This window comes from Rhodoblastus sp., from assembly GCF_052145335.1.
GTDB lineage: Bacteria > Pseudomonadota > Alphaproteobacteria > Rhizobiales > Beijerinckiaceae > Rhodoblastus.
In genome coordinates, this window is record NZ_JBKQOU010000252.1 from 1 (window position 1) to 8413 (window position 8413).

General features: G+C 60.4%; 12 protein-coding genes. 11 read left to right on the forward strand and 1 reads right to left on the reverse strand.

Annotated elements, in window-relative coordinates; all coding sequences use genetic code 11:
• Positions 1-225: 225 nt before the first annotated feature.
• Positions 226-492, forward strand: a complete 267-nt coding sequence (locus tag ACLP2E_RS16235) for a hypothetical protein (RefSeq protein ID WP_442464140.1) — start codon at positions 226-228, stop codon at positions 490-492.
• A 6-nt stretch (positions 493-498) separates the two neighbouring features.
• Here the strand turns inward: ACLP2E_RS16235 and ACLP2E_RS16240 are convergent, their stop codons facing one another.
• Positions 499-1191, reverse strand: coding sequence for a GntR family transcriptional regulator (locus ACLP2E_RS16240; RefSeq protein ID WP_442464139.1), 693 nt, complete (start codon positions 1189-1191; stop codon positions 499-501).
• Between the two features lie 257 nt (positions 1192-1448).
• Between ACLP2E_RS16240 and ACLP2E_RS16245 the strand changes: the two genes are divergently transcribed.
• From ACLP2E_RS16245 to ACLP2E_RS16290, 10 genes are all read left to right on the forward strand, one after another.
• Complete coding sequence (locus tag ACLP2E_RS16245) at positions 1449-1805, forward strand: phenol hydroxylase subunit (RefSeq protein ID WP_442464138.1); 357 nt, start codon at positions 1449-1451, stop codon at positions 1803-1805.
• A 26-nt stretch (positions 1806-1831) separates the two neighbouring features.
• Positions 1832-2824, forward strand: coding sequence for an aromatic/alkene monooxygenase hydroxylase subunit beta (locus tag ACLP2E_RS16250; RefSeq protein ID WP_442466519.1), 993 nt, complete (start codon positions 1832-1834; stop codon positions 2822-2824).
• Positions 2825-2845: 21 nt separating this feature from the next.
• Positions 2846-3118, forward strand: coding sequence for an MmoB/DmpM family protein (locus tag ACLP2E_RS16255; protein ID WP_442464136.1), 273 nt, complete (start codon positions 2846-2848; stop codon positions 3116-3118).
• A 20-nt stretch (positions 3119-3138) separates the two neighbouring features.
• Positions 3139-4653 carry an aromatic/alkene/methane monooxygenase hydroxylase/oxygenase subunit alpha gene (locus ACLP2E_RS16260; RefSeq protein ID WP_442466520.1) on the forward strand — a complete coding sequence of 505 codons (1515 nt, stop codon included), beginning with the start codon at positions 3139-3141 and terminating at the stop codon, positions 4651-4653.
• Between the two features lie 60 nt (positions 4654-4713).
• Positions 4714-5082 carry a phenol hydroxylase subunit P4 gene (locus ACLP2E_RS16265; protein ID WP_442464134.1) on the forward strand — a complete coding sequence of 123 codons (369 nt, stop codon included), beginning with the start codon at positions 4714-4716 and terminating at the stop codon, positions 5080-5082.
• Between the two features lie 21 nt (positions 5083-5103).
• Positions 5104-6168, forward strand: coding sequence for an NADH:ubiquinone reductase (Na(+)-transporting) subunit F (locus ACLP2E_RS16270; RefSeq protein WP_442464133.1), 1065 nt, complete (start codon positions 5104-5106; stop codon positions 6166-6168).
• Between the two features lies 1 nt (position 6169).
• Positions 6170-6523 carry a 2Fe-2S iron-sulfur cluster-binding protein gene (locus ACLP2E_RS16275; RefSeq protein WP_442466521.1) on the forward strand — a complete coding sequence of 118 codons (354 nt, stop codon included), beginning with the start codon at positions 6170-6172 and terminating at the stop codon, positions 6521-6523.
• Between the two features lie 13 nt (positions 6524-6536).
• On the forward strand, positions 6537-7457 hold the full coding sequence (locus tag ACLP2E_RS16280; protein WP_442464131.1) for a catechol 2,3-dioxygenase: 921 nt from the start codon (positions 6537-6539) through the stop codon (positions 7455-7457).
• Positions 7458-7470: 13 nt separating this feature from the next.
• Complete coding sequence (locus ACLP2E_RS16285; protein WP_442464130.1) at positions 7471-7896, forward strand: GlcG/HbpS family heme-binding protein; 426 nt, start codon at positions 7471-7473, stop codon at positions 7894-7896.
• Positions 7897-8031: 135 nt separating this feature from the next.
• Positions 8032-8413: aldehyde dehydrogenase family protein (locus ACLP2E_RS16290; RefSeq protein ID WP_442466522.1), on the forward strand; the 382-nt coding region annotated here is incomplete at its 3' end.

The following is an 8413-nucleotide window of genomic DNA, read 5'->3' on the forward strand; positions in this document are numbered from 1 at the left end:
GATGAGGGAGCGAGAGCTGTTGTCGAGAAAGGTTATGGCGGCGCGTAAGAAAGACCGGACGAGACACGGTCCGATTTTAATGATTACATTATCTCGTCAAGCTATCTTTAGAAGATGGGCCCTTTGACAGGAACCCGCGAGCTGATCACAGTTTAATTGTGGCCATGCGAGGTAAAAAGTACGTATGTCGTGTCAATAAACATTTGTACAAGTTTCAAAGAGACGATGGTCGAAACCATAATTAAAAACAACGCTATTAAATCCGAATATCTGGCCATGGCGTCAGCTCCGAAATTATTGATGTTTCAATCCAAAACCGTGCCCAATAGAAATTACGTCAAAGTTTTAAGAACCATCATCGAAATATCAGCTGCCGGAGTCAAGAGCAACGGCGGAGTTGACGGCCAGAGTTGCAGCTGTCTGGCCCGTAAAACATTGTCAGGAAACAACACTTTGGCAGATAAAAAATATGGAGGTCGCGACCCGTCATGAGGTCGCCTAAAGCGCGTCGCGCAGCACGGTCAGGGTTCGCTCGATATGATCCATGGTTAGCTGGCAGGCGAGTTGCGTATTGCGCGCAAGGGTGGCGTCAAAAATCGCGCGATGCTCGGCGTGGACGTCGCGCGGGATCGTCCGCTTGGCCAGGGCTATACGGCGGTAGCGCTCGGATTGCTGGAACAGCAGTCCGATCATGTGATGCAGCCAGCGCGACGGGCAGGCCGCGATCAGCGCATGATGGAATTCGCGGTTGCGCGCCTCGAATTCGCTCAGCGGCCCCGTCGGATCCTCGGCCAGCCGCTCCTCGACCTTCGACAGGCGGTAGAAGGTCGCAACGATCTGGCTCTCCCAAGCCTCGTCGCCGCGCGCGATGGCTTGCCGCAGCGCCTCGGTCTCGATCAGCTTGCGCACTTCGGTGAGGTCGCTGAAATCCTCGAGCGATGCAGGCGCGACGCGGAAGCCGCGTTGTCCTTCGGAAGTCACCAAGGCTTCGCCCAGCAGGCGGGTGAGCGCCTCGCGCATCGTGCTGCCGCTGATGTTGTAGCGGGCGCGCAACTCCTCGGTTCGTAGTTTCGCGCCCGGCTCGAAGGCGCCGTCGAGAATTTCCCGACGCAAGGTCGCATAGGCGCTTTCCACCAGCGTCCGGCCCGCCCTCGGAGCGATTTCGAGCTCCTCTTCCGCCATGTCGATCATACTCTTTTCGCCCTTGCCAAAGTCAGAATCTCGGCTAGCTTTCATTATAGCGCTGAAATCCCATTTTGTGGACTGTTTCTAGGAACGAGAACAAAACCAAAAAATATCGATAAAATTTCCGGGACCGCAAAAATATCGATATTCCTCTTGACTGTCGATTTATCCCGCCATAAAAATGCAGCCAATCGAAAGCGCGGCGCCGATCAAGAGCTCCCGCCTCGACAGACGAAAAAACGTCGTTATGGGAGAAAATCGGCATGGGCCGCCAGGATTCTGGCGCGACGCCAACAGGCGCGCGCGCCGACGCAGCAATGCGGAAATATGTTCGCGTCACCGGCGCGCGCCTCGACAAATATGTCGAGTTCGAATTTTCGGTGAACGACGCCGATTTGACCGTCGAACTCATCCTGCCTTTCGCCGCCTTCGACGAATTCTGCCGCCTGCAGAACGTCACCGTTCTTCCCCCCGAACCAGCCGCCGCCGCGCGTCTGGAGCAACTCGCCTGGCGCTCGCGCCAGCCGGGACTGCTGCGCCGCGTCAAGAATAATGCCGAAGAGGGCCATGCGGACGACGCGCCGGCGCCGGGCGCCGCCGAAACCCCTTTGAACAACTAGATCCGTCTTTCCTGGGAGGGAAACCCATGAGCGTTGAAATCAAGACATTGAACTTCGAGCCGAAGCGCCAGACATTTGGCCATGTTGCGCGCCGCCTCGGCGCCGACAAGCCGGCCTCGCGCTACCAGGAGGGAACGCTCGACGTTCAGGCGACGGCCAATTTCCATTACAAGCCGCTGTGGGAGCCGGAGTTCTGGCACTACGATACACGCAAAACCGCGGTGGCGATGGAAGACTGGTACAAGCCGCTCGATCCGCGCCAATTTTATTACGGCACTTACAATATATCGCGCGCCAACATGAACCAGGCGGTCGAGCGCTGCTTCACTTTCGTCGAGGAGCGCGGCCTGACGGAAAAGTTGTCGGCCGACGCCCGTTCGCAAATCGAGCACGGCCTTTTGCCCCTGCGCCATCTGCACTGGGGCGCCAACATGAACATGACGGAAATATGCCAGCGCGGTTACGGGACCGCCGTCACCGCGCCCTGCATTTTCTCCGCCGGCGACCATCTTGGCATGGCGCAGATCGTCAGCCGCATTGGTCTGGCTCTCGACGGCCAGACCGGCGTGAGCCTCGACATGGCCAAGGAGACCTGGCTGAACAATCCTGCGTGGCAGGGCGTGCGCAAGCTGATCGAAGACACCTTCGTCGAGCACGACTGGTTCCAGCTTTTCGTCGCGCAGACTCTCGCCGTGAATGGCGTCGTTTTCGACCTCATTTACAAACATGCCGACAAAGCCTGGCAGGACGCGGGCATCACCGTCGCCATGTTGACCGAATTCATGACCGACTGGCGCGCCGAGGAAAGCCGCTGGAGCGATGCCGTGATCAAGACGGTCGCCTCGGAAAGCCCGGAAAACAAGGCGCTGATTTCGCAATGGGCGAAGCTCTGGATCGATCGCGCGGTCGAGGCGGCCAAGCCCCTGTCCGCATCGCTGCTCGGCGACAAGGGCGCGGCGGCGGAAGCCGCCGGCGAGGCGACCCGCAAGCGCGCGGCGTCTCTGGGCCTGGCGCTCTGACAACAAATGGAGGAACGCCAGATGGCGCAAATTGCATCGCTCACCCTTTATCAAAATGACGAAGCCCGTCCGATCATCGAAGCCATTCTCGCCGACAATCCCGGCGTGCGGGTGATGAACATGCCCGGTTGCGTGAAACTCGATTCCGACGGCCCGCTGGTGGTCAAGCGCACGTCCGTCGAAGCTCGTCTCGGCCGTCCGTGGGAGCCGCAGGAATTGCAGCTGGTCCTGATTTCAATGGCCGGCAATCTCGAAGAGGACGACGATCAGTTTGTCCTCAGCTGGCGCCATTAAGCGGTTTGGGAGGAACAATCATGACTGCCAAGAAGCTCGGGCTGAAGCAGCGCTACGCCCATCTTACCCGCGGCCTCGACTGGGAGACCAGTTACCAGCCGATGGACAAGGTGTTCCCTTATGACCAGTTCGAAGGGATCAAGATCAAGGACTGGTCTGCCTGGGAGGATCCCTTCCGCCTGACCATGGATTCCTACTGGAAATTCCAGGCGGAAAAAGAGCGCAAGCTCTATGCGGTGATCGACGCCTTCGCGCAGAACAACGGTCAGACCAATCTTTCCGACGCCCGCTACGCCAATGTTCTGAAGCTGTTTTTGACCGGCGTCTCGCCGCTCGAGTATCAGGCGCATCGCGGCTTCGCTTTCACCGGCCGTCATCTGCGCGGCGCCGGCCCGCGCGTCGCGTCGCAGATGCAATCGCTCGACGAATTGCGTCACGTCCAGACGCAGATTCACACCATCAGCCACTACAACAAATTCTTCGACGGCCTGGGCGAGTTCCCCCACATGCACGACCGCGTGTGGTACCTGTCGGTGCCCAAGAGCTTCTTCGACGACGCCCGTTCGGCGGGTCCGTTCGAATATATGATCGCGATCGGTTTCGCCTTCGAATATCTGCTGACCAACCTGCTGTTCGTGCCCTTCATGTCGGGCGCGGCCTATAACGGCGACATGTCGACCGTCACTTTCGGCTTCTCGGCGCAATCCGACGAAAGCCGCCACATGACGCTCGGAATCGAGGTCATCAAGTTCCTGCTCGAACAGCATCCCGACAATCTGCCGATCGTGCAGAAGTGGGTCGACAAATGGTTCTGGCGCGGCTTCCGCGTGCTAGGCCTCGTCGCCATGATGATGGACTACATGCTGCCGAAGAAGGTGATGTCCTGGAAGGAAGCCTGGGAAATCTACTTCGTCGAGGCGGGCGGCTCGCTGTTCCAGGATCTCGCGCGCTATGGCCTGAAAGTGCCGAAATACGCGGATGTGGCGACCGAAGCCGCCGAGCATATTTCCCATCAGAACTGGGCGGTGTTCTATCAATATACCCACGCCGCCGCGTTCCATACCTGGATGCCGGACAAGGAGCATCTCGACTGGCTGTCGGAAAAATATCCCAACACGTTCGACAAATATTATCGTCCGCGCTGGGAAATGTGGGCCAAGGCCGAGAAGGAAGGCAAGCGCTTCTACAACATGGCGCTCCCGCAGCTCTGCCAGACCTGCCAGATTCCGATGGCCTATACCGAGCCGGGCGATCCGACCACGATCTGTTTCCGCGAGACGAAGTTCAAGGGCGAGACCTACCACTTCTGTTCGGACGGCTGCAAAGACATCTTCGAAGGCGAGCCGGAAAAATTCGCCCAGAGCTGGCTGCCGGTGCATCAGATCTTCCAGGGCAATTGCGGCGGCCCGACCGTGCCGGACGTGCTCGCCTGGTACAAGTTGAATGTCGGCGCGGACAACATGGATTACGTCGGCTCTCCCGACGAAAAACTGTGGAACGAGTGGCACGCCAAAGCGAGCGAAGCCGCCAGCTGATTTCGTATTGAAACAATGGCGCGGCGGCCAACGCTGCGCCCCTAAAAGCGGGAGCGAATTATGTCCGTCACGGCGCTTAAGCCCGATTATGAAAGCCACATCGAATACCGCGACGCCGAGAAGAATTTTCACGGCAACCGCCTGGTCTATGTGCACTGGGAGCAGCATCTCGCCTTCTGCTCGGCGATCGCTTTTCCGTTGCCGCCGAACATGCCTTTCGCGGCTTTCGTCGAAGCGGTGGTCAAGCCGCATTACGTCGCCCATCCCGACGCCGAAAACATCGACTGGTCGAAAGTGATCTGGATGATCGATGGCGAGAAAAAGGTTCCTGATCTGGCGAAATCGCTGGAGGAGAACGGCCTGCGCCATAAGTCATTGGTGCGTTTCTGGACGCCAGGCCTCGATGGTTACAAGGGCTCGGCGAGCTAAGCGCGAGGGAGTTTTGCAAAAATGTCCGCGCATCAACTGACCATTGAGCCCTTGGGCGACACCATCGAAGTCGAGGAGGGACAGACGATTCTCGATGCGTGCCTGCGCGCCGGCGTCTATCTCCCGCACGCTTGTGGCCACGGCCTGTGCGGCACCTGCAAGACCCAGGTGATGGAGGGCGAAATCGATCACGGGGCGGCTTCCGATTTCGCGCTGATGGAATTCGAACGCAGCGAGGGTTTCGTGCTCGCATGCACCGCGACGCTGCAAAGCGACGTGACCATTGAGGCCGATGTCGAAGAAGATCCCGACGCGCGAAAAATTCCGATGCGGGATTTTGTCGGAACCGTCGTCGCGCTCGACGACCTGACTCATGACGTCAAGGGCGTGCGTCTCGCCATCGAGGGCGAGCCGCTCGACTTCCAGGCCGGCCAATATATCAATCTGAGCTTGCCCGGAGTGGGCGCCTCGCGCGCCTTCTCGATCGCCAACGCGCCCTCCGACGGGGCGCATGTGGAGCTGCAGATCCGGCGTGTTCCGGGCGGGGCTGGAACGGGCTATGTCCACGACAAGCTCAAGCTCGGCGACAAACTGTCGTTCAACGGCCCCAACGGCCGGTTCATCGTGCGGAAGTCGCGCGGCGGCCCCTTGCTGTTCCTGGCCGGCGGCACCGGCGTCTCCAGTCCGCGCTCGATGATCCTCGACCTTCTGGAGGAGGGTTATGCCGAGCCGATCACTCTCGTGCACGGCGTGCGCGCGCAGGCCGATCTTTATGGCCGCGAGGAATTCGAGGCTCTGGCCGGGGAGCACGCGAACTTCCGCTATATACCAGCGCTTTCGCAGGAGCTCGATGCCAGCAACTGGCGCGGCGAGCGCGGTTTCGTCCATGACGTCGCCAAGCGTGTCTATGGGGGCATGTTCGCCGGCAACACCGCCTATCTCTGCGGTCCGCCGCCGATGATCGAAGCCTGCATCGCCACTTTGATGCAGGGACGCCTGTTCGAAAAGCACATTTTCACCGAACGCTTCCTGACCGCGAAAGATTGCGCCGAGAAGCCGAAAAGCCCCCTGTTCAAGAGGCTGTGAGATGCCGGGAGAAAAGTTCACGATCACGTTGGAGGGCCACGGCGTCACGTTTGGCTTTTCATATGAGCGTGTGCTGGTGGCGCTCGAGCGGGCGCAGGGATTTGGCCAGCTGAAGGACCTGCCGTTTCGGCTTCCGGTCGGCTGTCGGCGCGGCGGTTGCGGCGTCTGCCGCATGCGCGTGACGAGTGGGAGTTTTCACGCGGACCCGATGAGCCGCGCGCATGTCTCAGTGGAGGAAGAAGCTTCGGGCCTCGTGCTCGCCTGCTGCATCTATCCGCGTTCCGAACTTTCGCTGCGGCTGGAGACCCCGGCCGCCGTCAAAGAAAAATGCCGCAAAGCGGCGAAGGTTGCTTGAGGAGGAAAATATCATGGCCATGACAGGCGTTCTACGACCCGGCTATATCCAGGTTCGCGTGCTCGACATGCCGGCGGCGATCGAACACTACACCAAGCGTATCGGCTTGCATCAGGTGACTGAGGGCGCCGATGGCCGCGTCTATCTGAAATCGGCGGAGGAGTTCGATCATCATTCGATCATCCTGCGCCGCGCCGATCATGCCGGCGTCGATTTCATGGCCTTCAAGGTTGCCGCCGATTCCGATCTCGATTCCTTCGAGAAGCGCATCAAGGATTACGGCTACGCCGTCGATCACGTCGCCGCCGGCGAGCAGCCCGGCGTCGGCCGCCGCCTCGGCTTTACCATCGCCTCCGGCCATCGCATCGAATTGTTCGCCCATGCGGATCAGTCCGATCCCATGCCGCCGGTGCATAACCCCGACATCTGGAACCTCGAGCCGCATGGCATGGGCGCGCGCCGCTTCGATCACGCGCTGTTCTACGGGCCGGATATCGAGAAGGTGCTCGACTTCTTCACCAAGGTCCTCGACTTCCGCCTGGCCGAGCGTGTCGACATGCCAGACGGCCTGCTGGCGATCTGGCTGACTTGCGGCATGAAGGCGCATGACATCGCCTTCGTCAAACATCCGGAGCCCGGCAAGCTGCACCATGTTTCCTTCGATCTGGAAAACTGGCAGTCGGTGGGCCACGCGGCCGATATCATCACCCGCTACGATATTTCGATCGATATCGGCCCGACCCGCCACGGCATCACCCGCGGCCAGACTATCTACTTCTTCGACCCTTCCGGCAATCGCAACGAGGTGTTCGCCGGCGGCTACACTTATTACCCCGACCTGCCGACCCGCACCTGGGACGAGACCCAGATCGGCAAGGGAATCTTCTACTACGAGCGCCAGCTCAACGAAGCTTTCCTGAGCGTCGTTACCTGAAGAAAGGCCGGCCATGAAGATCGCTCTTTCGCAACAAACCATCCGCGCCGAGGCGGCCCATGCCGCCGTGGAGGCGGCGGTCGCACACGGCGGCGCCATCGACAAGTCGGTGGTGGCGGCTGTGGTCGACGCGAGCGGCGATCTGGTGGCGCTGCTGCGCGCCGACGGGGCCTTCAAACCCTCCGTCGGCATAGCGCAGGACAAGGCCTATACCGCGGCGGTTTTCGGTGCGCCCACGGACGCTCTGGGCCAGGCGCTGAGCGCAAACGCGACTTTGCACCAGGGCATAGCCCTGCGGCCGGGGGTGGTGCTGTTCGCTGGCGGACTGCCGATCGTGGCGGATGGCAAAATCATTGGCGGCATCGGCGTTTCCGGCGGTTCGGAAGACGAGGACCGGGCTTGCGCGGGGGCTGGCCTTGCCGCGCTCGGGCTGAAATAGGGGCGCGCGGGCGAGGACTGCCTGTGTAAAAAAATCGATATTATTATTGAATAACGAGATAAACGGTGGCATGACCGTCTCAGGCTCTGCTGGAGCTTAGGCAGGGGCGGAGAGACCATCTTGAAGGGAGACAGCATGTCGGTTCAGGCTCTGCACAAGCTTGCTAGCGTGGTCGTCGATACGGCGCGGCGCGACGCCGCGCATTTCATCGACGGCGAGTTTACGCAAGGCGCCAGGGGTAAGAGCTGGGAAAACCGCTCGCCTCTCGACAACAGTCTCATCGGCCGCGTGCCGGAGGGCGGCAAGGCGGAGATCGACGCCGCGGTGCGCGCCGCCAGGGCAGCGCTCGACGGACCGTGGGGGCGCTTGACAGTGACCGAGCGCACCGATCTGCTGGCGGCGGTGGCCGACGAGATCAACGCCCGTTTCGACGAATTTCTCGCCGCCGAATGTCTCGACACCGGCAAGCCTTATGGTCTCGCCTCGCATATCGACATTCCGCGCGGCGCCGCCAATT

What these genes read in the sequence shown, in the direction of transcription:
- ACLP2E_RS16235 (WP_442464140.1), top strand. Translation starts at nt 226, where the DNA reads ATGGTCGAAACCATAATTAAAAACAACGCTATTAAATCCGAATATCTG.
- ACLP2E_RS16240 (WP_442464139.1), bottom strand. Translation starts at nt 1,191, where the DNA reads ATGATCGACATGGCGGAAGAGGAGCTCGAAATCGCTCCGAGGGCGGGC.
- ACLP2E_RS16245 (WP_442464138.1), top strand. Translation starts at nt 1,449, where the DNA reads ATGGGCCGCCAGGATTCTGGCGCGACGCCAACAGGCGCGCGCGCCGAC.
- ACLP2E_RS16250 (WP_442466519.1), top strand. Translation starts at nt 1,832, where the DNA reads ATGAGCGTTGAAATCAAGACATTGAACTTCGAGCCGAAGCGCCAGACA.
- ACLP2E_RS16255 (WP_442464136.1), top strand. Translation starts at nt 2,846, where the DNA reads ATGGCGCAAATTGCATCGCTCACCCTTTATCAAAATGACGAAGCCCGT.
- ACLP2E_RS16260 (WP_442466520.1), top strand. Translation starts at nt 3,139, where the DNA reads ATGACTGCCAAGAAGCTCGGGCTGAAGCAGCGCTACGCCCATCTTACC.
- ACLP2E_RS16265 (WP_442464134.1), top strand. Translation starts at nt 4,714, where the DNA reads ATGTCCGTCACGGCGCTTAAGCCCGATTATGAAAGCCACATCGAATAC.
- ACLP2E_RS16270 (WP_442464133.1), top strand. Translation starts at nt 5,104, where the DNA reads ATGTCCGCGCATCAACTGACCATTGAGCCCTTGGGCGACACCATCGAA.
- ACLP2E_RS16275 (WP_442466521.1), top strand. Translation starts at nt 6,170, where the DNA reads ATGCCGGGAGAAAAGTTCACGATCACGTTGGAGGGCCACGGCGTCACG.
- ACLP2E_RS16280 (WP_442464131.1), top strand. Translation starts at nt 6,537, where the DNA reads ATGGCCATGACAGGCGTTCTACGACCCGGCTATATCCAGGTTCGCGTG.
- ACLP2E_RS16285 (WP_442464130.1), top strand. Translation starts at nt 7,471, where the DNA reads ATGAAGATCGCTCTTTCGCAACAAACCATCCGCGCCGAGGCGGCCCAT.